The following is a 24829-nucleotide window of genomic DNA, read 5'->3' on the forward strand; positions in this document are numbered from 1 at the left end:
TTTTTATGCTTATAACCCAGCCGAATAAAAACTCTTTTTACATCCGACACTAATTATAACCTCATAGAAAACTCAATTTCAATATGTTATAATCTTTAAGCTAATGTTAATTTTTCAAACTTTTAACAACTAATCTAACATTATAAAAGTTTTAGTACCAAAAATTATCTCTTTTATGACATAAAATCTTACTCCTGTGTCAATTTATCAATAGTCCTTTTATATCTCCAGTAATTTTAGTAGAAAAAACAAGGCTCAATATCAAAACTAATACTACTGTGTCGAAGCTAGGTAACGCTACTAATACTTATGCTTCAAAACTTGCTGAAACAGCCAATGGTACAAGCCAGCCTTTACTTTTGGAGGAATCACTGCATCTATACACAACGTACTTATGTTAGTATATTGGACTTAAACATGTTATATCAAAAAAACTAATCAATAACAACAATGTTTAACCCTTTAATTCTCAAAAACTAACATCATGGAACCTAATTCCCACATTAAACTCTTTTTAGAGGTTTCGGCGCTTCTTACGGGTTTCAGTAAAACTGAACTCAAAGCAACCGGAATGCTGGAAACCTACTACAACACGATCCAGAAAAACATGGACAAACAAGACATAGATTATTTCTTTCTTGATGTTCATGCGCTTTTAAATGACAAGTCCAAAAAAAACATTGAAGCTGCTTTAGCCTCACAATTCATGGCTGCTTCAGCTTACAACGGATTGGCAAAAAACATCATTATCCTTTGGTATACCGGAAATTGGGGCAACGATGTAGTATCATCAGCTTCTTACATTCAGGGGCTTATGTGGAATGCGGCACATACACATCCGCCGGGAGCAAAACAACCTGGTTACGGTTCATGGGCAGAACGTCCGCTTACAGTAAAAAATTCATAACAAAAAGGTAATCATCAAATGGAAAATAATTATGATGTAGTAATTGTTGGTTCTGGTATTGCCGGATCAATAATAGCAAAGGTTCTTACCAATGCAGGTAAAAAAGTTTTAATGCTGGAAGCAGGTCTTTCTGCAGGTATAGCAATGGATCAGGATGCTAATTATAAAAACTATCAGGATTATCTTAATACGTTTTATAATGCTTCTGCAAAAGTTCCGAATTCACCTTATCCGAACATAAAAGATGCTCCATCTATAAATGTTCTTGACATTCAGAAAATCCCAAAAAACGAACCTTCAACAAAAGGATATTTGGTGCAGATGGGACCGCTTCCTTTTGCAAGTGATAATACCAGAGCACCGGGCGGAACAACACTGCACTGGCTTGGAACTACACTTAGAATGCTGCCAAACGATTTTGTAATGAAATCTAAATACGGTGTTGGTGTAGACTGGCCTATCAAATATGAAGATATGTCCCGCTATTATCAAATGGCCGAAAACGAAATTGGCGTTTCAGGAAATGTAGAAGATCAGCATTATCCTATCAAAGAAAAAAACATTTTCGGTAAAGATTATGTGTTTCCAATGAAAGGTATTCCAACAAGTTACCTTGACGGCGTAATGAAAAAGGTAATTGATAAAAACAATAAAATTAAACTTAATGGCAAAACTTACGAATTGTCTTGTATCAGTACACCGCAAGGACGAAATTCAATTCCGAATCTTAATTACAATATCAGCGGTGTAGAATGGAATCCTGCTGCAAAAACATTGGAACTTATTAAAAATGATGCTGAAGATTATAACCCTGTTGGCTCAAACTGGGATCAATATACAGGTCAGCGCTGCGAAGGAAATGCAAGCTGCGTACCAATTTGTCCGGTTCAGGCGAAATACAATGCCTTAAAAACATTTAGAAAATGCGACATGGGAAATCTTGTCGTAAAAACACAAGCCGTAGCTTCTAGATTGTTAATCAACGAAACTTCAAACTGGATTAACGGTGTTGAATACAAAACCTACATCAAAGGAAGTTCTACTGAATACGAAACACATACGGCAAAAGGAACATTGTATGTAATGGCCTGCAGTGCGATTGAAAATGCTAAATTATTATTAGCGTCAGGAGCGGCAAACAGCAGCGATCAGGTTGGACGTAATTTGATGGATCACATGACGGTTTTAAGATGGGGATTATCAAAAGATCCTATTTATCCGTATCGTGGTCCGGGTTCTACTTCTAACATTCCAACTTTTAGAGATGGAGATTTTCGTAAAAATCACGCCGCATGGATTTTACCGCTGGACAACTGGGGCTGGGCATGGCCAACCGGATCGCCTGGAACTGATGTTATTAATGCCGTTAATGAAGGCATTATTGGAAAAGAACTTCGCGCCAAAATCGAAAATCTGGTTACAAGACAATTCTTTACACACTTCGAATGTGAGCAGGCTCCAGATCCTGATAACCGTGTAACAATTGATCCTGAATACAAAGATAACATTGGCAATTACAGACCTGTAATTCATTATAAAGCAACAGAATATATGCTAAAAGCTTTTGAAGCATCGGGAATTGTTTCTGAGCAAATGTTCAGCCAATGCGGTATCGAAGATTTTACTTCATACAATCCGGCTTCAGATGCTGATTATGTGACTTACAAAGGCAAAGGCTACACTTTTGCTGGTGCCGGACACATTGTTGGAACGCACAGAATGGGATTCTCAAAAGAAGATTCTGTTGTTGATGCTAACATGCGTACATGGGATCACGAAAACTTGTACTTGGCTGGCTGTGGAAATATGCCAACCCTTGGAACTTCAAACCCAACCTTAACTATGTCTGCCCTAACTTTTAAAGCGGCAGAAGCTATCCTTCAACAACTTGAACAATAACTATTATGGAAAATAAATTATTTCAAAAGAACAATCCAAATCGTCAAAAGCTAATTAAACCAATTGCTGACCTGGATATTAACGAAGAGGTTTACTCCGTTGCTACAGATAATGTCTTTATTGCTGATAATAAATTCAATGCCGACGCACCTGCAATAGCCAAAAAAAGTACATTGAAAACATCGTTGAAAATGGCTAAGAAAGATGTAAAAAATTACATCAAAGACCTTAAACATCTTCAGGATTGTCTTAGAACCGCTTTACAATTAGAGCTTTCAACGATTCCTCCTTATTTATGCGGACTTTATACTATTAAAGAAGGCAGCAATGTCGAAGCGGCAGCACTTATTAGAAGCGTTGTTGTGGAAGAAATGCTGCACATGGTTTTGGTTTCAAATATTCTTAATGCCATTACAGATCCAAAAACGATAAAAAAAGGCGATAAACTTTTTAATGTAAAAGATATTATTCCAGTTTACCCTACTCCGCTTCCGGGCGGTATTGTTCCGGAAGTTCCTAAAGGATCGCCGCCTTTTGAGGTTCATCTTCTAAAATTCTCCAGAGAAGCAATAGATGAATTTTCAACAATCGAGAGACCTTCTGATCCTAAAGCTCCAATTACCGGACATTTTGATAGTATCGGCCAGTTTTATGAAGCGATTCGTTATGGTTTGCTTCGCTTAAATCAAACAACTCCGGGCGGAATTTTTATTGGAGATCCAAAACGCCAGATTACTCCTGAACATTATTATGGAAGCGGCGGTAAAATCACAAAAGTAGTAACCTATGAAGATGCCGAAGAAGCGATTGGAGAAATCGTAGGCCAAGGTGAAGGTATCGACGGAACTATTGCAACGGAGCAGGTTTTGTTTGGAGAAGATATTGAATATGCACATTATTTCAAGTTTCAGGAAATCTGTTTTGGAAGAATGTACAGCGCCAATGATACCAATTTTCAAATGCCTGTAAAAAGTATTCCAACAGGTAAGCCATTTACAGTAAGCTGGTCTTCTGTTTATAACATGAAAGCAAATCCAAAAATGAAAGATTACGAACATAATCCTGAATTGCTGGAAAAAGCCAAAGACTTTAACAAAGTATATGTACAGCTTCTAAACGGAATTAACGATGCGGTAAGCGGTGAACCTGACCTTCTTATTAAAGGAATTACAGTAATGTATGAACTTAAATACAAAGCGCTGGAATTACTAAACATTCCGCTTGAAAATGGCGAATGCGCAGGGCCAACATTTGAATATGTAGAAGTGTAATACGAATAATGGTGTAAATGTGTCGTTAGACACTCAATATCGGCATTCGCAATTGTACTTTGTTTGTAGCGTACCTACGGCACGCTGAACTTATTCTCAACTTATATTTTCTACCGATATTTTGTGCCTAACGGCACATCTACACATAATTAATAACTAATAATTCAAAAAACTATGTATTACCCACTTGAAGCAAAATGGACCATTTTGCCCGGAAATGAAGAAAAAGCAAAAACTGCTTTAATTCAATTGGCAAAAGATGTTCAGGAAAACGAACCGGAAACTTTATTGTATATGGTTCACGTTCCAGATTTCAACCAAAAAAGTCTTCCGACCCCGCCACAGGGTCAGGTTATTTTTTGGGAAGTTTATGAAAATCAGGATGCCTTTTTTAAACATGTAAACGGTCCCATATTCACAGAATTTGTAAAAACTTACGGCGATTTATTTCTAAGTGATTTTAGTACACCGCCAAATGTTTTCATGACCACTGAAGTATTATTTCAGATTCAGGGATTTAGTCGAAAAGCACTTTAAATCCTCTAAACAATTTTATACCCTATCAAAAACAAAATCAATTCAAAAAAAAATAAAATGGCATTAGAACAAAACAATCCGTTAGCAAATCTGAACCTGTCGGGTTTAGAAAAGCTGGAAACAAAAACAGTCAATAAAGGACTTAAATCAAAATTTAAAGCCGAAGCTGTAGAAACTGCCCCAGTTAATCTTGGTGTATTACAATCATTAGTTGGAACCTGGGTTGGCCCGGGATTCAATATCATTGAAGTTCCAAATATGAATCAGGCAAAACCGGGTCCGCCGCCGGCTGATAAATTTAAAATCATATTAAATTCAACGGCAGAAACTTTTACTTTTTCATCCATTGGAGGTGATATTATCAATCGCGGAAACGCACAATCTGATATAACTTTTCAAGGACTGCATTACTTACAGCAAGTAGACGATGTAAATCTTCCAAGTGGTCAAAACGGAATTCATTTAGAAACGGGATTATTCTTAAATCTTCCAAGCGGCACTGATCCGGCGGTACAGCCAAGTATCGCCAGATTAGGTTCAATTCCGCACGGAGATTCAATTTTAGCTCAGGGAACTTTTTTTACTGTAAACGGCCCGCCGCAATTTGAAGTGGCAGATCCTACTCCATTTTTTATTGTAAACGGAAAAAGAGTAAACGATACCAGCGAAACTTATTTATCACAATTGGTAAATGCCGTTCCTCCTCCGGGAATTCCAAAAGAAGTAATTATGAACCCGAATATCCTTTTGGAAAATGCCATTAAAGGACAAAATATTATTGAAACAGTCGTAATCTTTTTAGATGCAAACCCAATTGATGGTGTGGCAACTCCAGGCGCAACTGCTCCTGTTGGCGGGATTACAAACATTCCGTTTGTAAATGTAAATGCCAATGCCAATAGTCTTTCGGCAATTTTTTGGATAGAAACCGTTCAAAATGAAGATGGTTCAAAATTCTTTCAATTGCAGTATACACAAACCGTAATCCTTGATTTCCCCGTTTTTGCCCCAGATGGAAGCGTTGTCGAAATTAAATGGCCTCATATTTCAGTAGCAACACTTCGTCTTCAGCAATAAATTCTGAAGAAAAATCAACTAAAAACATTTAAAAGAAATTCAAAATGGAAAATTCAAATAACGCACCCATGTTGCTGCACAGCACGTACTTCAATTTGGGTACAAGTAATACTCAAGGCATTGTAGAAGCCTATATGGCCGAAGCCAGACAATACCTTTCTGAATCTGTTGGAATGATTTCGTTCTGGATTGGCGTAAGAGCAGATGATATGATCCGCCCTGAAAATGATCTTAATTATGACATTGCCATGCATCAGCTTTTTGTAAATGAAGATGCTTTTAATGTGTATAACTCAAATGATTCTGCACACAATCAATTTGTTATCGATGTAAACAGATGGGTTCCGGGCACAACAAGACGAGTTATGGATGCTTATGTTACGAATCTTATTATTGGTGGAAATTCATCAGAACCACAATCTATTGGTGCCGATGGAAATTATCCGCAAAGTATGTTTCATGACCTGTATTTCTCTCTAAAAGATAAATCGCCGGAAAACATTAAAAAGTTTACGGATATCTGTGTAGAATATTTATCAGGGCATCCGGGAATTCAACTGTTTACAACCGGAGGATTAACAGACATTAAAAGAAATGTTTCTGTTCGAAATTTTGATGTTGCGGTTTCAATTATCTACGAAAGTAAAAAAGCGTACGATGATTATCTGACAAGCAAAAAGCACGAAGATTTTTTTCCTGCAACAGCCGGAATGATTGACAACACGTACATTTTTGATTCTTATATAAAATATCAGTCAAAAGTGTATTCGCTTACCAGATAAAAAATTAACCCAAAAAACTAAAAATCATGATAGAAACAGCAATTCAGGAATTAGTCCGTGAACTGAGCGGCTATGTGCTTCAGCCCGGAGATTCAGAATATGAAGAAGTTATAAAAATTGATAACGGACGAATTCAATTCAGACCGCGTTTAATCATTTTTCCTGCCGTAGTTGAAGATGTGAGACTGGGATTAAAATTTGCCATCACTAATAATCTTCCATTTTCAATAAAAGGCGGCGGACACAGTGCTGCCGGATATTGTCTTAATGAAGGCGGTGTTGTAATTGCAATGAAAAATTTAAACAGAATTACATTCAATCCTAAAAAAGAAACCGTTACGGCAGAAATGGGCGTAATCTGGTACGATGTTTACAAATTCATGCAGGCAACCAATACAGGATTAATTCCTGTGGGAGGCGGCTGCCCTACTGTTGCGCCTCCGGGATTTATGCTTGGCGGCGGTTATAGTTTTGTTTCCCGTTCGTACGGAATGAGTATCGATAATCTTGAAAGTTTAAAAATCGTTACTCCAGATGGCGAATTGCGTCACATTGGTGTACACAGTACATCTACAGAAGATATTGATCTTTTCTGGGCTTGTTCTGGCGGCGGCGGCGGAAACTTTGGTATTGTAGTCGAAATGGAAATGAGAGTTCGTAAACCATTAAGCAAAAAAATGTTAGTGGGACAAATTCGATACCCGCTGGAAATGGCCGAAGATGTTTTAGGCTACTACAACGACTGGGTTGAAACCGTACCAAATGCAATGGCCGTTTATGGTTTTATGGGAAATCAAAAAGACCTAATTGATAAAACGACCAATGTAAAAGTGCTGGGCTTAACTCCGGTTTTTAATGGTGATGGTGCCGAAGGAATTGATTTGCTTCAGGGGCTTTTGAAACTAAAACCAATTAATGCCGATTTGTTTAATATGACGCTTCCTGATTGGGAATTCTACAACGGTTACACCACAAGAGTTGCCGGAAGAAGTTCGTACATCCGTTCTACCGTTCTTCCAAAAGGCGGAATGAACAATAAAGTCGCAAAGGTTATTGTAGATTCAATGAGCAAAGCTCCATCTGCAGAAAGTTTTGCTGTTTGGACACATGCCGGCGGTGCAATCGAAAATGTTGCTGCCGATGCAACGGCCTATGTACACAGAAACAGTCGTTTTATTCCGGAAATTAAAGCCATCTGGGATTTAGACAAACCTGGCGACACGCTGAAAAATGTTGAATGGGCTTATGAATTCTTCGAAAGATTATCTGATGCCGGAAATGCTACAGGAGCTTATGTAAACTATATTGATCCTTTGCAGCACAACTGGGCACAGCAATATTATGGAAGCAATTACAAACGTCTTTTAGAAATTAAAAAGAAAGTGGACCCAAACAACTACTTTAATTTTCAGCAAAGCGTTGGTTCACCATTTAATCCAACAAAAAAGCTTACAGACATCAGCCCAATAAACCGAACCAGAGTATAATTCCTTACTAATTCAAATCCTCGAAGTTTTAGTATAAATCTTCGGGGATTTACTATTTAAAATTAAACTAACCAATTAAATATCAATATTATGTCACCAGCATCTGAAATAATTAGACTGCTCAATTTGCAGTTAAACAGTACCGAAGGCGGTTATTTTGCCAATACTTACCCTATTCCGCCTGTAGAAAACTCTCCTTGCAGTGCCATTTATTATTTTCTGGATAATTCCCGCTGCTCTATTATGCATAAAGTTACAGGAGATATGCTGTATCATTTTTATGCCGGAAAGCCTGTAGAAATGCTTTTATTATATCCTGAAGGTCATACACCAAAATCTGAAGTCTGCATTTTTAGTAATGATATTGCCAAAGGCGGAAAACCTATGAAAGTAATTCCGGGCGGAACCTGGATTGGGTCAAGAATTAAAAGTAAAGATTCCTGGAGTTTAATGGGCGTATCGATGGCACCTCCTTTTAATCCTAACAATTACTTTTTAGGAGATCGAAATACCTTAATTGCCCAATATCCTGAACATAAAAAACTAATTACTGCCCTTACAAATCCCTCATAAACAGGCACATTTTGAAATTTTTTAAAAAATATTCTTTTTTTTGTTTGCAAATATGACCAATCGGTCATATATTTGTACCGTTAAATAAAACCTATCATGGCAAAAGGTGAAGAAACCAGACAATTTATTTTAGAAAAAGCCGCTCCTATTTTTAATACAAAAGGGATAGCAGCTACTTCTATGAGCGATATTATGGAAGCAACCAAACTGTCTAAAGGAAGTATGTACGTACATTTTGAAAATAAAGAAGTACTTGCCTGTGCCGCTGTCGATCATAATGTAAAAGTTTTAACAGCTAAACTTCAAACAGCATTAAGTAAAACCAAAACATCAAAGGAACAATTATTTGCATATATAGATTTCTTTAGTGATGCACTTCAGCCGCCGGTTATTGGAGGCTGTCCGTTATTAAATTTTGGAACGGAAGCCGATGATACCAACCCAATCGTAAAAGAGAAAGTCAATAGCGCCATTCGTTCCGGTCAAGTGCAGCTTTCCGGCATTATCGAAAATGGAATTGCAAACGGCGAATTTAAACCTGATTTAAAACCAGCTGATTTTGCAACTGTAATCTTTGCCATGCTCGAAGGCGGACATTTAATGTCAAGAATGTCTGGAAATAATGATAAAATGCAAGTCATTATCAGGACCCTAAAAAATTTAATAGACCAAAACAGTATCTAATTTTTTTTTATCAAAAAAATGACCGATCAGTCATATTTATAAATAACAATATCAATAAAAAATACAATACCAATTAAAATAAGATCATTCACAATTAACAATTCACATTTAACAATTTAAGAAATCATGTCAAAAACAATTTTAATTTCAGGAGCATCAAAAGGATTTGGAAAAGCCTGGACAGAAGCATTTTTAGAAAAAGGATATAAAGTAGCTGCAACAGCGAGAAATATCGATACATTAAACGATTTAAAAGCAAAATACGGAGACGCACTTTTACCACTAAAACTTGATGTTAATAAACGCGATGATTCATTTGCAATCGTTGAAAAAGTAAAAAATCATTTCGGAACAATTGATATTTTAATCAATAACGCAGGTTATGCTTTAAACGGTGCTGTAGAAGAAGCAAGCGAAGCAGAAGCAAGAGCACAATTTGAAACTAATTTCTTTGGAACTTTATGGTTAACACAAGCTGTTTTACCAATTATGAGAAACCAAAAAAGCGGACACATTATTCAGGTTTCGTCTATTTTAGGAATTGCAACTTTACCTGTTATCGGACTTTATAATGCTTCAAAATTTGCTGTTGAAGGTTTAAGCGAAACTTTGGCATCTGAAGTAAAACAATTCGGAATCAATGTTTCTTTGGTTGAACCAAATGGTTATTATACTGATATTTGGGGCAACGGATTTCACAGCGAGAGTATTCCTGCTTATGACGGAATCAAAAAAGCACTTGCAGACGGGCACGATCCAGATACTTTTGGACAAGTAAGCGCGACAGTTCCTGCAATCATTAAATTAGTTGAAGCTGAAAACCCGCCTTTACGTTTATTTTTAGGAAAAATAGCTTTACCATTTGCAAAACAAACATATGAGGAAAAACTAAAAACCTGGGAAGAATGGGCTGATGTATCTGTTGCAGCACACGGCTAATCCTTTTTTATAAGTTAAGAGTTATGGGTTATGGGTTAGAAGTTGAAACTCATAACCTATAATCCATAACTCAAACTTAAAAACTCAAAACTCATATTTCAAAACACATAACTTATAATTCATAATTTAATAATAGATATGCAAAATAATATTAGACTTCGAGCTGTCTATTATTTTTTCTAATTTCTTAAAAAACGCTTCGCTCACCATTGGGCATCCGTGGCTGTTTGCTATATAATAATCTTGTTCTTCATTTGGAACTGCTGAATAAGAGTGCAATACAATTGCTCTTTTTGCAGCATTACTGTTTGTTTCATCTAAACCGGTTAATTTATAAGATTTACCAAACATTCCTCTATACGATTTACCCACAATATATTTTCCTAATGATGTACATTTTGAATTGGGTTCATTACTAAATTTTAATTCTCCTCTAACATTAGTTTCAGAACCAAAACCGTTTGCAACTAGTCCTTGGTCTATAATTTCATCTTTTTCTAAATCGTAGACAAAGAATCTGTTTTTACCAGATTTAATTCTCATATCGATAAAGAAGGCAATCTTTGTATTATAAGAAGCATTTTTTTTAATCATTGCTCTCACATCCAAAAGTTCCGCATTAAGTCTTTCCATTTCCGGGCTTAAGGGCGGATTATCATTTTTAATCTCAACAGGATTTCCAAAAAAACTAATTGTAAAAAATAAAAAAATTAAGCTGTATATTTTCATGACAAGTATTTTAATTTAATGTAAAGTCAAAATTTCATTAATTTGATTTGTTTTATTTTAAATCAAATTAACAAAGCAAAATTAGTCTGAATTAAACCAAAAAAAGACATCTAAAAGTCTGAAGAGCAACAAAATAAGACTTATTTTTTTATCTCTTTATTTTTCAATTAAATAGTAAAAGTTACAATGATTTCGGTGCCTTCGCCCGGTTTAGATTTTACTTCGAAGTTTCCTTTTAAAGAGTTGGTTCTCTCTTTTATATTAGATAAGCCAATTCCTCTTTTTGCTGTATTGATATCAAAGCCAGCACCGTCATCAATAATCGATAATTGCAAAACATCTTTATCAATCAAATCTATTTTTACATCGACTTTTAAGGCTTTGGCATATTTATGAATATTTAGAAGCGCTTCCTGAATAATGCGGTAAAAATTTATTTTATAAATATTCTGCACCTGCTCCCATTCAAATCTTTCATCTACAAAATAATTAAACTCTGTTTTACTGATCTCGTTTTGGCTTTTAATTAAATTAGATAACAACGTATTGAAGTCATTGCTTTCTAAAAAAGAATCCTGGTTTAAATCATGCGAAATAGTTCTGATTTCATTTTCAATATTCTGTAATTCAAATATATACTGCTTTCTTTTTTCTATCGTTTTTTCGTCTGTTTTAGAATTAAAGAAACCCAAATTCATTCTTACTCCATATACCTTGTTCATTACGCCATCATGAAGCTCCTTTGCAATTTTATTTTTTTCTTCTTCTTTTGCTGCATTAATTTTATTTTGCTGTTCGCTCAAAAGCTGATAGATTTCGTCACTGTCACTCTGCTGCTGTTTTACAAATCTTAATTCTTTGTTTTTATATTTTAAATAAATAGCTACCGAAATTGCCGACAAAGCGAGAAACAAAGCAAAAGAAAAGATTAAAATATAAAAGTTCTTTTTAGTCAAAACCTTATTTTCATCTTCAACCTTTACGGTTTCATATTCAATTCTGGCGTATTTATTTTTAGTTCTGCTTTGTATACTGTTTATACTGTCGCTTATTGCAATATATTGGTTGGCATAAAACAGTCTTTTCCTGCTGTCTATTCTCGTAAGCAGTTTTAATGTATTTAAAGTTTCGTTAGTATTTTTTAATTTAATGGACACTCTATAAGCCTCCTGCAGCGTTTTTAAGGATTTTAAAGAATCTTTTTGTGTCAGATAAAATTCTCCTAAATGAATTTTTTTATACATAACATCAGAAGTGTATCCCAAACTGTCTACAATTTTTAGAGACTCTAAAAACATTGATTCAACATTTTTATATTCTTTATTTTTCATTTTAGAATAAGCCAGATTAGACAAAACAATGGCATAAAACCGAGGCCAGTTCTTTCTTAAATCTTTAGTCAGCAAAGGCTTTAATTCCATTATTGATTTAGAATAATCGCCTTTTAAATCATATAAATTACAAATATTAATTACAGAGGATATATTGAAATTATTTACTTCATCACTATCTGTATTATTTTTTTTCATTGCTTTTAAATTTCGCAGCGCAAGCTGATGGTATTTTAAAGCCTGGTCGTACATAAACAGCTTTTCTAAACAATTCCCCATTAAGGTATTGCATGAATACAGCAATTTTATATTATTTGAATCTTTTAGATATTCGAGACCTTTGGTTAATTCTACTTCGCACTCTACATAATTACCATCATAAAAAAGGACATAAGCTTTATTAAAATACATTTGCCCTAACTTGCTGTAGTCGTGAATCTTTTGATAGATTTTTTGAGCCTGCAGATAAAAATAGTAGGCACTGTCTTTTTGGGTGCTTTCGTAGCAGTCACCAATAAAATAAAGGGATTTTGCTATTCTGGAACTATCGTTTTCTTCTCTGGATAATTTTAAAGCCGTTAAGCTGGATGAATGAGATTTTTTTATATTATTTAAATAATAATATTCCTCTCCTGCTTTTAAATATAAATTTCTAACAGCAGAGTCATTTTTTTGATACTTTAAATCACTAACAAGCGAATCTAAATACCTTTCTTTTTCTGTTCCTGAAATTTTGTTAAAGTATTCCGTATCAAAAGTATTTTGATTTTGATTCCTGATTTTTAATTCAATTCGTCTATTATAAAACACTAATAAAATTACTGCTGTTAATAGAAGTATTGGAATATATATTTTCGATTTAAATCTCAAAATGATACTTTATAAATTAAATTCAAATATATTATAAATAAAGAAGACTATAATACTTCAATTTCAGTATTATAGTCTTCAGAAAATAAGATAAAACATGCTTTATTTAATTTTTGGATTTAGCGGATCTCCATCTGGTGCACTCATTTGCAAATTATGGCTGACCATTAAAGAGTCAATTGTTTTTGAATTAGCAGCTTCGTCTATACTGCTTTCACTCTCACTTAATTTTTTTTTTTCGGTTGAATTAAAATCTTGGTTGTCAAGATCATCAGCTGTGCAAGATAAATTCATTACTAAGGCCGTTGCAAAAAGAATACGAATTACTTTACTTTTCATGGTATGTTATTTTTATGTTTTTGCAAAAAAACATTTAAAAAAGTTGCATATTTTACGGAAAATCCGTAAAATTGTTTACTTTTTCATAAATTTTACTGTAATGTCACTTAATATCTTAATTGTTGATGATCATCCTATGACGGTAGACAGTTATGTTAACCTTCTGTCTGATGAATGCTTTGATACAATTGAACCCACCTTCCTAAAAGAATACAATTGCGAGACAGCCTATAAAAAAATAATGCTGCTTAAAAAGCAGAACACCAAACTCGATTTTGCAATTCTGGATGTTAATCTGCCTCCCTATGAAGAATTTAATATTGCCAATGGTATTGATTTGGCTTTAATAATTAGGAAAGCACTTCCTTCATGCAAAATTTTATTACTAACAATGCATACAGAAGCCTTTATAGTAAACAGAATTGTAAAAAGTATAGCACCCGACGGGTTTATATCAAAAAGTGAAGTTAATTTTGAATCCTTCCCTGCTATTTGCAAAAAGATTCTAATGGGAGAAATGATCTACAGTGATGAAATTGTAAAATCTCAGAAGAAATTAACGCATCGAAACCTAAATTGGGATGAATATGACAGCCAGATTTTAATTCTTCTGTCACAAGGCGTTAAAACCGTTAATATTCCAAATCATATTCCGCTTTCAATGAGTTCAATTGAAAAACGAAAAGCAAATATTAAAAGCCATTTATTATTAGAAAAAGGCGGCGATACTGAGCTTATTAATAAAGCGAGACAATTAGGCCTAATATAAGCTTCAAAAGGAAAATTTGAAGCACAAACAAAAACACATGAGGAACCGCACTAGAAACTCCGTATAGAATATCGACAATCTTTGTAGAATTACGTGTGCGATTCCTCATTACTCAGAATGACAAATATTGATTAACCTTTATACAAACTAAAAAAAACCTGTGTTTCTATATATTTAAACATTCAATATAACTTAAACCATTCATTTACTTCTTCGGCTATAGTTTCTTTAATTTCAGGGTTTTCAAATTCATTTGTTGCCGAATTATATTCGTAATCTTTCTGCCATTTTTTATAATGCAAAGCAACCTGCTCAATTGCATCGCAGATAAATATAAGCTCGTCATTTGTCATAATCGGATGCAGTGACAAACGTACCCAGCCTGGTTTATTGATTTGATTTTTCTCCAAAAGTTCATTTGTAATTACGGCTGATTTCTTTTCGTTTATATTAAACAAATAATGCGCATAAGTACTTGCACATGACCAGCCGCCGCGAACCTGAATACCGAAACGGTCATTTAAAAGCCTCACGATTAAATTATAATGAATATCTTCGATTACAAAGGAAACACAGCCGATTCTTTCTGTTTTTAAGTCTCCTAAAATAGATAAACCCCTTATTTTTTGAAGTCTTGAAAAACAAACTGCAAGCAGTTCTTTTTCTCTGTTTTTAATGTTTGTAACTCCCATTTTATCTTTTAATTCTAAAGCCAAAGCCGCCCTTATTACTTGTAGAAAACCTGGTGTTCCGCCATCTTCTCTAACTTCTATAACCTCACTATAACAATATCCCCCTAAAGGATTTGTCCATTTTACATTTCCGCCGCCCGGATTATCAGGATAATCTGCTTTGTATAATTTTTCGTTAAAAACCAAAACACCGCAGGTTCCCGGTCCGCCTAAAAATTTATGCGGAGAAAAGAAAATAGCATCTAACTGTTGTTCTGGGTCTTTTGGATGCATATCGATTTTGACATACGGTGCCGAAGCTGCAAAATCAACAAAACAAAGTCCGCCGTTTTGATGCATAATTTTGGCTAATTCATGATAGGGCGTAATAATTCCCGTAACATTTGAACAAGCTGTAAACGAACCTATTTTTAAGCTTCTGTGAGCATATTTTTTAATTTCTTCAGAAAGAATTTTGGGGTCAACTAAATTATTTTCATCTGGAGGCAGAATCACAACATCGGCATTAGTTTCATACCATGAAACCTGATTAGAATGATGCTCCATATGAGTTATAAAAACAACAGGTTTGTCTTCTGCATCATTTGTTCGCAAACCCATTATTCTTTGCAGTTTTGACAAAGCCGCCGTCATTCCGCTTCCTGTTGTTACCAAAACATCAGAACCATTGGCATTAACAGATTTTTTAATTATATCTCTCGCATATTGATAAGCATAAGTTGATGTTTTTCCTGTCTGGCTGGAAAGTGAATGCGTATTGGCAATCATTGGGCCAATTTTGTTGAGCATAATTTCCTCAATTGGTGCATATAATCTTCCGCTGGCAACCCAGTCTGCATAAAGCAGGTTTTGCTTTCCATAAACCGATTTAAAGCGGTGATCTACTCCTATTGTATTTTCTCTAAATTTAGAGAAGTAACACTCTAATTCTACTGGCTTTGTTGTTGTTTCAATACCACTCATTTCCTTTATCATTTTAATTAACTAAATTTTATTATTGATTGATTTTTTTAAACACATCCAAACATGGTTTTTCTTTGTGTTCAAAGGCGTTTCACTTGTTTTAACACACATAGAACATAGCTATGTGTGAAAATCTAGATTTTTTACAATCTCTTTTATTTAGAATATAATCTATGTTTCTATGTGTTAAAAAAACTAATCTGCCTGCCCTAAAAGTGATTTAAGCGTTTATTGCAATTCTTCTTCATGAAGATTTTTGCTGCAATTATTCCTCTTGAATCGACTAAATAATTTCCCTGAATAGCTCTTACACCATATAGTTTAGCAATGGCGCTGTTCCAGAAAAGTAAATCAGGAACATGCATCCATGTTAAATTATCATCCTGAATTCCTTTAGGTCAATATTAAAAGGCCTTCAGCAAATGGTGTTTAAAAGAAATTAGAGAGAAATTAATGCTTTCGCATTCGAAAACCAGTAAGACTATATTCTTCGAAAATTGAATTCAAAAGTTCGTCACTGTCTTGTAAAAAATGTAGTTTGGTTTTCATTTTAAAAAATAAATAATTTTAACAATGATGACCTTATTCAGATTTGCGCCAATCTTTCTTATCTGTCCCGCTAGGCGGGAAGGATTTAGCACCTTATTTGGCAACAGGTTGCTAAGACTTCACAGGGCCTACTCCCTCAGTCTTTCTGGATAAGTATCATTCAGAATTTTTCTGTGATACAAATATATACTAATTCTACATAATTAGTAGTGTTTTAAATTGCTTTTTTGCCTTTTATTTAAAAAAACTTTTTACAACCAATACAAGGTATTGATTTTCAGTAAATTAAAATTAATTCAAATTTTCAAACGTAGTACGATCTGTGATATCTTATAAAACCTTATTCTTTTGAAGCTTTCACCGAAATTCCAAAGACAATTTTGAGCATTATTGAAGCTTAGGTTTTCATTTCCATTTTATATATTCGTATTTGATTTTTAAGGAGCTGATTCCTGCTCTACGCTGTATCTTTTGTGCCGAACCCCGGCACAAAAGGATGTCGCTTCGATCAGGGCTAGAGCACTCATTTTCATAAGAAGATTTTGTGGAAAATTGATTTAGAAGAAATATTTAAAATGTATTATTTTTCTTATAATAATATTTTTAATTATATTTGAACTTCTTAAATCTTCACATTAAGACGACATTAAAATTTGCCCTTGTGCTATGTAGTAAAGTTCCGAAAGGACTTTGACGCCGTGAAGAAGCGTAAGACTGCTAAGGTATGAGGGTTTTTATTCTTAAATTCTTCACTTTATGAGTACCAAAACCCTTTCCAAAGAAGCCGAAATCAGGCTTTCTAATTTCTTCAATCAAACCGTAACGCCAGAAGAAATGGCAAAAGCCTTAAGGCAGGCAAATTTTGTTCTTTCTTTAAGTTTAATAAGAGAAAATGAAACCCTGCAGCAAGAAATTGATAAACTTGAAAATAGTTTTTATTGGTTGAATGAACTAGCCGAGATTTTGAATCCTTATTTGGATGTGGAGTAACAAGTTTATTTTACTTTTGAAATTAAAACCCTTGGTCATTTTTATGGTTGAGGGTTTTAATTTTACAGACTTTTCAAGCCTTTCATTATTAAAAATAAAATCTCATGTATATTTTTACTTGAAAAAAGAATCATATTCTCCTCAATACTTAGTTTATTTAATTTCGATAATTTTTCTAAATCAAATTTTAAAAACTCATTATTTAAAGTTACATAGTCCGAAAAATTATATTTATCATGTACAAAATCCTTATATTTTAATAAAAAATCACTATTGTATTGAAAACTATTTGATAATTCAATAACTGTTTCTCCTTTAATTAGTTTAATCAATTTTTCGCTTGCACCTCCAAAACCCCCAATTAAATAAAGAGGCTTATTTTCTATTAAAGTATACAAAGCTTCTTCAATTACTCCTGGAATGTACCCCATGTAATTCATTACTTTTCCACCAACTAAAATTCTAGCATCACAATCTTTAGCCATTTGAATTCTCATCTCTTTAAAGCATTCACAAATAATAAATCGATCTTCAAAATTTTCAAATGGCATATACTCTTTTGTCTCATCAATTACAATTCTAGAAGAAAGAACAACTTCTTTGATTTCAATTTGTTTTGAATAAAAATCAATTCTAACATCACGATTCAATTTTTTAGTATTTGGAAACACAAAGTAATTAATGAACCTAAATATTTTATCGTTTATCTTCTTGTATTGATTTGATAATTCAGAAAAGAAATAAGTAAACCCGCCATGTCTCAGATCTCCACCATACATAGCTGTTCCTTCATTTGATATTACATACCTAGCAATTTCAATCGAAATATCATTTAGATGTTGTTCAGAAAATCCTAACCTTTCTAAATCTTCATTTAAAGATACAGATATAGCAATCTTCTTTCCATTTAAAACTCCATTTGTTTTTAAATTCTCATTTGTTTTTTCAACTAAATCTGACTCTACACCTGAAATGTTTATTTTTCCTTTTTTCATAAATTCAAATTAATAGGAGTTGTAAACTCAACGTCCTCATCTAATTCATTTAATATGTTTAATTCTTCAATTCCTAAAGGAGGATCAGGATATAACATAATTAACTTTTTACTCAACCCTATTTTATACTTTTTAATATCAAGAAAATTAAATAACTCTGGAGGTGATGTCAAAGTTTTAATTTCACTACCTGATGTCTTATAAATATCTTTGTAATATTCCAACAGTCTATTTTGATATAAGTTATTAAGTACTTGATATAGTGTCAAATTCAAAATCCTATAAAACCCTATTAACTCATCATCAAATATTACTGTAGTAGGAACATTACCAAGATAAGGAAAAGCTCTTTTTTCTCCTTCAATTATATTGTGAACAACTACTATAGGAGATTTATGTTTTTTCGCTATTAATACTTCTCTTCGGCACCATTCCCTATTTGAATATTCGTCAGTATGAAAAACTACTAAAGCAGAATGCTTTATCTCGTTTTCAAATTGTTCTGCAAAATCATATCCATTTGCAATATCAACAGTATCAAAAAAAACGTCTAATTTAAGATTGTCTTGAATAAATTTTTTAAATCTAATAGTAGTTATTTCGCCATCTTTCTTTGCATGACTTAGAAAAAGTTTTACAGGTGAGCCTATTCGATGATTTTCCTTGTCGTTTTGTTTAGGATGAAAATTTAAAAGTAATCTAGAACAATCATGTAAAAGTTCTGTTTTAATTTTTTTAATTGATTTAATAAGATGCTTCTCTTTATTCAGTTTTAGTTTCTTATCAAAAAATTTAGTTCCATCAGTAAATTGAAGTGTACTTAAATTACATCCAATAGAATATGCTTTTTCACAAAGTGAAATAGGAAAAACTCTATTATTATGATCTATTTTTTTTGAAATTTCTTCCGTATAATTACGAAAATTCTGATCTAAAAAATATTCTTCATCAATTAATAGAATTATAGCATTTTTCTCAGCATTAGTTATATCAATATCTAATGGCATATCACTATCAAGTTTTATATACCTGAAATAAACTGGAATATTAATTCCTCTGGATAATGGATTTTGATAATCTCTACAAAATGTTGAATACAAATCTTCAGCAATTCTTTTACCGATTAAAGAATCTGGATGCCAAACAACATAAATATTTAGTGGATAATTAATTATTTTCATTCGTGTTTTTGGTCATTTGAAGTCTAGAGTTATCTCTATCATCATAATTAGTATTTCTTTTTTCAAATGCTAACTCAATATATTTTTGTATTTTAATTCTATCATCTGTCCAATCTCTAATAATTGCATATCCTGATTTTAAATTATCAGCTAATCTGGCCGGTAATTTAGAATATGTGTGCTTACCAGTGTTATAATTAGAATGAGAAGGTAGTTTTAATGCTAAAATACCAGCACATTTATCTCCAATTTTTGGATTTAATGCCCCTGAAATTTCCCAATCAACATGTTTTCTATGTTTTGTGTTTTCTCCAATTAAAACTATTAATACAGTTGTATCTGCTAAATAATCATTTTGTATTAACTGTTTAATGTATCCATCTGAATTATCAGAATCTATTTCACCATCTTCAACAGATTTATGTATTATTAGATCTGCAAAAATATTTTTAAATCTTTCTTTAAATAATTGATCTTCTAAATGATAATAACTAATAAAGCTCTTCCTTTTAGTTATATTTTCAGGAATCTCATACCATCTAAATAAATTATTATTAAATGAAAAATTTCCTATTTTATTCCATTTACCATCTTTATCTAATTCTATAGAACAAAAAGTTTTTCCAGATCGTATTTTTTCCACCATCCAATTTCTATTTTGATCATATGAATTTGAGCTAAGATTTTCCCCAAAATCTTCATAATAAATAATCGATTCAATAAACCCTTTGTCGTTTAATGTTAACTTACTAACACAAAAATCAGCCCATTTCATATTAATAACTTTCACTAATTAAACTATCCATCACATCACTTAAAGGATTTTTTTGATCTCCATAATCGCTCATCATCTTTACTTCAAAAAGTATTTCTTTTTTGACTCCTGAAATATTTTCAATCAAGTTATTAGTGTCGTAAATATCTCTAATAATTGTTGCTGTCTTTACATACTCTGGTAATCCCCCTTTGGGAATTCCTTTCAAGCATAATGCATACAAAGCTGTTTTATCGTATCCATATCCGATCTCAAATGGAACCCAAGTCGAATATAATGTATTAGGAGATACAACAACAAGCATGTGAGAACTATTATTAATTCCTTTTCTAATGGAATCAGTAACTGCTTTTGCATTGTTTACTTGGTGGTTGTACTTTAAATCTGTATCATAATCATCAAAATAAACATCAATTCCTGCACTTATTAAATAATCTGCAATTTTTTTCGCGGCATCTTTATCTTTCTGTTGATGTGATATAAACACACATTTTATTCCTAAATTTAAAACTTCACTTCTTGATTTGTACTTTGTGGGATAGTAATATCTATTTAATGCCATTTGTTTAAAGTAATTGTAACTGTTTGTACTCCCTCCAATTGATTGGTGTACCAATTAAACCTAAATCATATTTCTCAAGAATACTTTTTATAAATCTTTCTACTAATTCTTCATTTCTAATTGTAATATAATCACGCTGTTTAGAAGTTGGACATAATTCTAAATATGCATCCGGAACTTTTAAACATTTATCTCCTAAGTAGACAAAATAATCTGATATCAAAACATATTCTCCACTTAAGTCCTGAATAAGGTTTTTTTCATTTTCTTCCCCATTATGCAAACTATGATGAGAATCTACTTGGAACCATTTATCATCTTGAAAGTAGTAGATATTATCTCCATGAATTTGTTTTAAACTTCCATTAATAACAGGTTTTTTATAGTTAAACCTATCATCATTCCAATACTCCTGAAACGTTATTTTTTCAGTTACTTTCATTAGAAAAAGCAAATGATTAAGTAATCCATTTTGTACGGCACCTGTACCTATAATCCAATCACCAACAACAGCCTTTTTTCTTATATGAGGTTTACAACATGCCAAAGTGCAATAAATTCCAAATGGATTTGGTGCGAATCCATAATCTCTAGTTATTTTATAGGAATAAATATTCATTATTGACAACCAATTCTTTTCAGAACATTCACGGGTGGGCGTGATTCTCCACTTGAATTACACCACCCAACTTCTTTACCTTCTAATGCATCAATTATTTTATCTGAATTCCAACCTACTAAGCCATCTCCATATTTTTCTAAATTTTCAGGAATATCGGCATCTTTACCTCCATGCATAAATACGCCAATAATTCTTTTACCTAGTTTTGACGCTTGCTCAATCTCCCAATTAACCCATTCTCTAGAGTGCGTTTGTGAACCAATAAGAACCACAACAGTTCCTGCCCAACGCATTTTCATAGTTAATAACCTTTCAAGAGTTGCTTTCGGAATTTGTTTGTTTTCCAAACGTTCCTTGTTTTTTTCTTTAGTTATTCTTATAGAGCTATTGCGTAAATCATAGTCTTTACCTTTTAATAATTTTGTAAAATCACTTACAGACTGATCATCCTTATGATGATGACTAATAAAAACATTTTTAGACGTACTCATTTCTTAAATTTTTTCATTAATACCCCACTTAGGAGGAAAGAAATAATCAATTTGATTCTTATCTTTCAAAATAAATTTTTGTTTAATACGTGTCCTATTTGAAAGGCCAATAATATCTGGATGAAACACCCTAGAATATTTATCTACTTCACAAAAAACATTTTGACAATCGATTAATTGTAAATCTCTTCCCCATAAATTTTTAAAACTAATGCTTAATCTCTCAAATTCACTAAATTGATTATCAGCCATCATTTTAATGATATCCTCGAAATTATAATTACCTAAATCTTTAAAACATTTTATTATACCATCTTTAGCACCAGGTCCTGCTTTTACGAATTCCATCTCACTAAAATTAGTTAATGAACTATAATTAATATCTATTGCATATTGATAAGCTAAAAAATCTCCAATTGTTGGATATGACAAGAAAATTTTAAAAACTTCATCCATATTTTTAGCATCTCTTATTTTTTCAGCAATATTATTCTTTAGCATTACTTCAATTAACTTCAAATGATTTTGATGCTTTCTTTCGTAGTCAAAATTTGATTTTCCTGAAGCCATAATATATGCTGCAGAATATATCGAAACTTTATTTTTTAATAATTCTGATAGTAGTTTATCATATTTAAAAAATGCATAATTTTTAAATGTAATTTCTCCAAGTTCTTCTTCTAAAAATTCCCAAGTTGAAATTTTATTGAAAATTTTAAATAAAATTATTCGAAAGAACAATTCATCTGGTTCTTGACTACCTTTATATATAACATTCTTAATTAAATATTGACTTACTCGGTCTGTTGCTCGATAAACATTTGTAAATTTATAATCATTTAATATAGGATCTTTTGACCACGGAAATTTCTCATTTTTATTTAATCTTTTAAAAAAAATATTCTGTCTTTCAGCTAAAAAATTCCAGTATGTATCATAAACAATACTTGGTTTAGGTTTTATTTTTTTATTAAATATTAAAACAGAATTTGATCTAAGAGTACTTTTTGTCATTTACTAATTTCTTTAAAACTTAACTTTTACCAAGATAAATAAGTTTTTTATTTTTAATACTAACTAAAACCCTTCCTCCATTATTTGTTTTTAATTCATTAAAAACTTTATATGAATTTATTATAGCTGTTTCCCACTGTTTTTGAGTACAATTTTTAACTTCAATTCCACTAACTAACTTTTGAATAGTTTTTAGCACTTCACTATCTACGTTATCGCTGTACTTAAAAAGCTGATGATCTACTGCGAAACTATAAATGTATAGACTTATAAGCTCTTCAGTTATTGCAGCACGAGCTCCATCTTCAACTTCATCAGTGGCTGAATGACTTTTTCTTTTAATACCCATTAATTTTCTAATAACAGGGGACCATCCCAAAAAAGCAACATAACCAAAATGAAAAATATCGTGAAACCTATAACTATCTTCTTTATGAGAATTATCGGTTATATCGTTTCCTAATTGTTTTTCTGTTGTATTATTCATCACCCTCACCTTACTTTTTCCTTCTTCATCAATAATTAAAAACTCAACCTCAAACTCTCTTGGAAATTGCTCCGATTCGGGATAATCATTGTCGTAAATAATAAAATTTTCAGATTGTTCTAAATCAAATCTGTCTTTAATTTTATTTAAATTACTTTTAGCAATATCTTCTAAAGATAAATTATTCTCTGTAGCAATAGTAGAAATGTACCAAAGAACATCCCCTAGTTCTTCTTCAAGCTTATTTGTATAATTAGTGTAAGCATTCCCATCTCGCAAATTTTTTTTCAATTCAGTTAAAACTGAACCTGCTTCACCAATCAAACCTAAAAAAGGAACAATTTTATTCGCTTCTTTTCCTTTAATATAATCTTGAATTGTTTTTTTTGCCTTTAACTGATATTCTGAAAATAACATAACTTATGATATTATTGATTTGACTTTTATTGCTCTTGAATATTCTAAAATTTTATGGATCACAGTCTATAGATAAATTATGATACTATTTATAATTTTACATTAGGCGAATATCTATATTTTTCAATTCTTTTGATTACGGAAAACCGTAATTCATACAATATTAATTTACAAGCAATTATAACACTAAAATTAAGATCAACACTAAGTATTTATACGGTTTTTTTTTATGCAATTTTTTAATAATTATACATTATTTTTATAAATTGTTAACAAGCATTTCCTCAGTAATAATAAATAAATTGCATAACATATTGGAAGAATTTAAAAAAGGGAAGTTCCCAGAAGATATTAAAGAACTTATTCAAAAATGCGAAAACTTAGCTTTACAAATACAAACAGCTTTCTTAAATAAAAACTGTATTTTAATAAAAGATTTATATCTGGAGAATAAAGGTCATAAACAAAAAGACTTTTTAAATAAGTTAGGAATTGAATGCAATGCATTTTTGAAGACAAAAAACATAAATAAGAACGAAGTAAAAGGTTTGTATATTTTTGGAGATCTAAATACAGAAAATATCTTTGAGCCAATCTATATTGGAATTTCAAGAACAGTTTTTCGAAGGTTATATCAGCATACATGGGGTAAAAAACACAATGAAGCTTCCCTAGCATATTTAATGGCTAAAACAAGATTACAGTATATAGAAAATAGAAATACTTTATCAGTTTCAGAATTAGAACAAGAACAATCAAAAATTAAAAATTTTAGAGTAATCGTTATTCCAGAAGAAAATGATTATGATTTATATTTTATGGAAGTTTATTTGGCTGGAAAATTAAAAACAAAATGGAATAGTTTTAGGACCCATTAATTTTATTTCCTTTTCCATT

26 protein-coding genes and 1 riboswitch are annotated in these 24829 nt (G+C 32.1%); of the genes, 14 read left to right on the forward strand and 12 right to left on the reverse strand.

Going from position 1 to position 24829, the window contains the following annotated elements; genetic code table 11:
* Positions 1–278: 278 nt before the first annotated feature.
* The 11 genes from LUU93_RS21720 (at position 279) to LUU93_RS15215 (ending at position 10156) form a co-directional block, all read left to right on the forward strand.
* Positions 279–401 (forward strand): hypothetical protein, encoded by a 123-nt coding sequence (locus tag LUU93_RS21720; RefSeq protein WP_255669493.1) that lies wholly within the window; start codon positions 279–281, stop codon positions 399–401.
* An 83-nt stretch (positions 402–484) separates the two neighbouring features.
* Positions 485–907 carry a sugar dehydrogenase complex small subunit gene (locus tag LUU93_RS15170; RefSeq protein ID WP_232682011.1) on the forward strand — a complete coding sequence of 141 codons (423 nt, stop codon included), beginning with the start codon at positions 485–487 and terminating at the stop codon, positions 905–907.
* A gap of 18 nt (positions 908–925) precedes the next feature.
* Positions 926–2806, forward strand: a complete 1881-nt coding sequence (locus LUU93_RS15175; protein WP_232682012.1) for a GMC family oxidoreductase — start codon at positions 926–928, stop codon at positions 2804–2806.
* A 5-nt stretch (positions 2807–2811) separates the two neighbouring features.
* A complete protein-coding gene (locus LUU93_RS15180) occupies positions 2812–4077 on the forward strand; it encodes a ferritin-like domain-containing protein (RefSeq protein ID WP_232682013.1) in 1266 nt (421 codons plus the stop codon).
* Positions 4078–4251: 174 nt separating this feature from the next.
* On the forward strand, positions 4252–4614 hold the full coding sequence (locus LUU93_RS15185; RefSeq protein ID WP_053472730.1) for a putative quinol monooxygenase: 363 nt from the start codon (positions 4252–4254) through the stop codon (positions 4612–4614).
* 57 nt (positions 4615–4671) lie between these two features.
* Entirely contained in the window at positions 4672–5691 is a 1020-nt protein-coding gene (locus LUU93_RS15190; protein WP_232682015.1) for a heme-binding protein, read from the forward strand.
* Positions 5692–5735: 44 nt separating this feature from the next.
* Positions 5736–6473 (forward strand): Dabb family protein, encoded by a 738-nt coding sequence (locus tag LUU93_RS15195; protein ID WP_232682016.1) that lies wholly within the window; start codon positions 5736–5738, stop codon positions 6471–6473.
* Positions 6474–6499: 26 nt separating this feature from the next.
* Positions 6500–7960, forward strand: a complete 1461-nt coding sequence (locus tag LUU93_RS15200; RefSeq protein ID WP_232682017.1) for an FAD-binding oxidoreductase — start codon at positions 6500–6502, stop codon at positions 7958–7960.
* A gap of 90 nt (positions 7961–8050) precedes the next feature.
* Entirely contained in the window at positions 8051–8533 is a 483-nt protein-coding gene (locus LUU93_RS15205; RefSeq protein WP_232682018.1) for a cupin domain-containing protein, read from the forward strand.
* 96 nt (positions 8534–8629) lie between these two features.
* Entirely contained in the window at positions 8630–9217 is a 588-nt protein-coding gene (locus LUU93_RS15210; RefSeq protein WP_232682019.1) for a TetR/AcrR family transcriptional regulator, read from the forward strand.
* Between the two features lie 126 nt (positions 9218–9343).
* Positions 9344–10156 carry an SDR family NAD(P)-dependent oxidoreductase gene (locus LUU93_RS15215; RefSeq protein WP_232682020.1) on the forward strand — a complete coding sequence of 271 codons (813 nt, stop codon included), beginning with the start codon at positions 9344–9346 and terminating at the stop codon, positions 10154–10156.
* A 126-nt stretch (positions 10157–10282) separates the two neighbouring features.
* Here LUU93_RS15215 and LUU93_RS15220 read toward each other — a convergent pair whose 3' ends face one another.
* The 3 genes from LUU93_RS15220 to LUU93_RS15230 all read right to left on the reverse strand — a co-directional run bounded on the left by LUU93_RS15220 (position 10283) and on the right by LUU93_RS15230 (position 13425).
* Complete coding sequence (locus tag LUU93_RS15220) at positions 10283–10885, reverse strand: murein L,D-transpeptidase catalytic domain-containing protein (RefSeq protein ID WP_232682021.1); 603 nt, start codon at positions 10883–10885, stop codon at positions 10283–10285.
* Between the two features lie 167 nt (positions 10886–11052).
* Entirely contained in the window at positions 11053–13086 is a 2034-nt protein-coding gene (locus tag LUU93_RS15225) for a tetratricopeptide repeat-containing sensor histidine kinase (protein ID WP_232682022.1), read from the reverse strand.
* A gap of 102 nt (positions 13087–13188) precedes the next feature.
* Complete coding sequence (locus LUU93_RS15230; protein ID WP_232682023.1) at positions 13189–13425, reverse strand: hypothetical protein; 237 nt, start codon at positions 13423–13425, stop codon at positions 13189–13191.
* Positions 13426–13525: 100 nt separating this feature from the next.
* Here LUU93_RS15230 and LUU93_RS15235 point away from each other — a divergent pair, with 100 nt between their 5' ends.
* Entirely contained in the window at positions 13526–14194 is a 669-nt protein-coding gene (locus tag LUU93_RS15235; RefSeq protein WP_232682024.1) for a response regulator, read from the forward strand.
* A 182-nt stretch (positions 14195–14376) separates the two neighbouring features.
* On the opposite strand, the gene LUU93_RS15240 is transcribed toward LUU93_RS15235, so the two are convergent.
* On the reverse strand, positions 14377–15849 hold the full coding sequence (locus LUU93_RS15240) for an aminotransferase class V-fold PLP-dependent enzyme (RefSeq protein ID WP_232682025.1): 1473 nt from the start codon (positions 15847–15849) through the stop codon (positions 14377–14379).
* Between the two features lie 604 nt (positions 15850–16453).
* Positions 16454–16554, reverse strand: a riboswitch (SAM riboswitch).
* Between the two features lie 600 nt (positions 16555–17154).
* On the opposite strand from LUU93_RS15240, the gene LUU93_RS15245 reads away from it, so the two are divergent.
* On the forward strand, positions 17155–17388 hold the full coding sequence (locus LUU93_RS15245) for a hypothetical protein (protein WP_232682026.1): 234 nt from the start codon (positions 17155–17157) through the stop codon (positions 17386–17388).
* 62 nt (positions 17389–17450) lie between these two features.
* Here LUU93_RS15245 and LUU93_RS15250 read toward each other — a convergent pair whose 3' ends face one another.
* The 8 genes from LUU93_RS15250 to LUU93_RS15285 all read right to left on the reverse strand — a co-directional run bounded on the left by LUU93_RS15250 (position 17451) and on the right by LUU93_RS15285 (position 23932).
* Positions 17451–18383, reverse strand: a complete 933-nt coding sequence (locus LUU93_RS15250) for a hypothetical protein (protein ID WP_232682027.1) — start codon at positions 18381–18383, stop codon at positions 17451–17453.
* Entirely contained in the window at positions 18380–19564 is a 1185-nt protein-coding gene (locus LUU93_RS15255) for a toll/interleukin-1 receptor domain-containing protein (protein WP_232682028.1), read from the reverse strand. The genes LUU93_RS15250 and LUU93_RS15255 overlap by 4 nt, the downstream gene beginning before the upstream one ends.
* Positions 19551–20339: a TIR domain-containing protein gene (locus LUU93_RS15260; protein ID WP_232682029.1), complete on the reverse strand. Its 789-nt coding sequence runs from the start codon at positions 20337–20339 to the stop codon at positions 19551–19553. Before LUU93_RS15260 ends, LUU93_RS15255 begins: the two co-directional genes overlap by 14 nt.
* Position 20340: 1 nt before the next feature.
* The gene (locus tag LUU93_RS15265; RefSeq protein ID WP_232682030.1) at positions 20341–20826 is read right to left on the reverse strand and encodes a toll/interleukin-1 receptor domain-containing protein; all 486 of its coding nucleotides are present in this window, start codon (positions 20824–20826) and stop codon (positions 20341–20343) included.
* Between the two features lie 79 nt (positions 20827–20905).
* The gene (locus tag LUU93_RS15270; RefSeq protein WP_232682031.1) at positions 20906–21520 is read right to left on the reverse strand and encodes an Nmad2 family putative nucleotide modification protein; all 615 of its coding nucleotides are present in this window, start codon (positions 21518–21520) and stop codon (positions 20906–20908) included.
* The gene (locus LUU93_RS15275; RefSeq protein ID WP_232682032.1) at positions 21520–22014 is read right to left on the reverse strand and encodes a TIR domain-containing protein; all 495 of its coding nucleotides are present in this window, start codon (positions 22012–22014) and stop codon (positions 21520–21522) included. The genes LUU93_RS15270 and LUU93_RS15275 overlap by 1 nt, the downstream gene beginning before the upstream one ends.
* Before the next feature lie 3 nt (positions 22015–22017).
* A complete protein-coding gene (locus LUU93_RS15280) occupies positions 22018–23028 on the reverse strand; it encodes a nucleotide kinase domain-containing protein (RefSeq protein WP_232682033.1) in 1011 nt (336 codons plus the stop codon).
* A 19-nt stretch (positions 23029–23047) separates the two neighbouring features.
* On the reverse strand, positions 23048–23932 hold the full coding sequence (locus tag LUU93_RS15285; RefSeq protein ID WP_232682034.1) for a nucleoside triphosphate pyrophosphohydrolase family protein: 885 nt from the start codon (positions 23930–23932) through the stop codon (positions 23048–23050).
* A 314-nt stretch (positions 23933–24246) separates the two neighbouring features.
* Here LUU93_RS15285 and LUU93_RS15290 point away from each other — a divergent pair, with 314 nt between their 5' ends.
* Positions 24247–24810: a hypothetical protein gene (locus LUU93_RS15290; RefSeq protein ID WP_232682036.1), complete on the forward strand. Its 564-nt coding sequence runs from the start codon at positions 24247–24249 to the stop codon at positions 24808–24810.
* Positions 24811–24829 lie beyond the last annotated feature (19 nt).

Origin of the sequence: Flavobacterium soyae (genome assembly GCF_021245985.1) — a bacterium.
In the GTDB taxonomy this organism is placed as follows: domain Bacteria; phylum Bacteroidota; class Bacteroidia; order Flavobacteriales; family Flavobacteriaceae; genus Flavobacterium; species Flavobacterium soyae.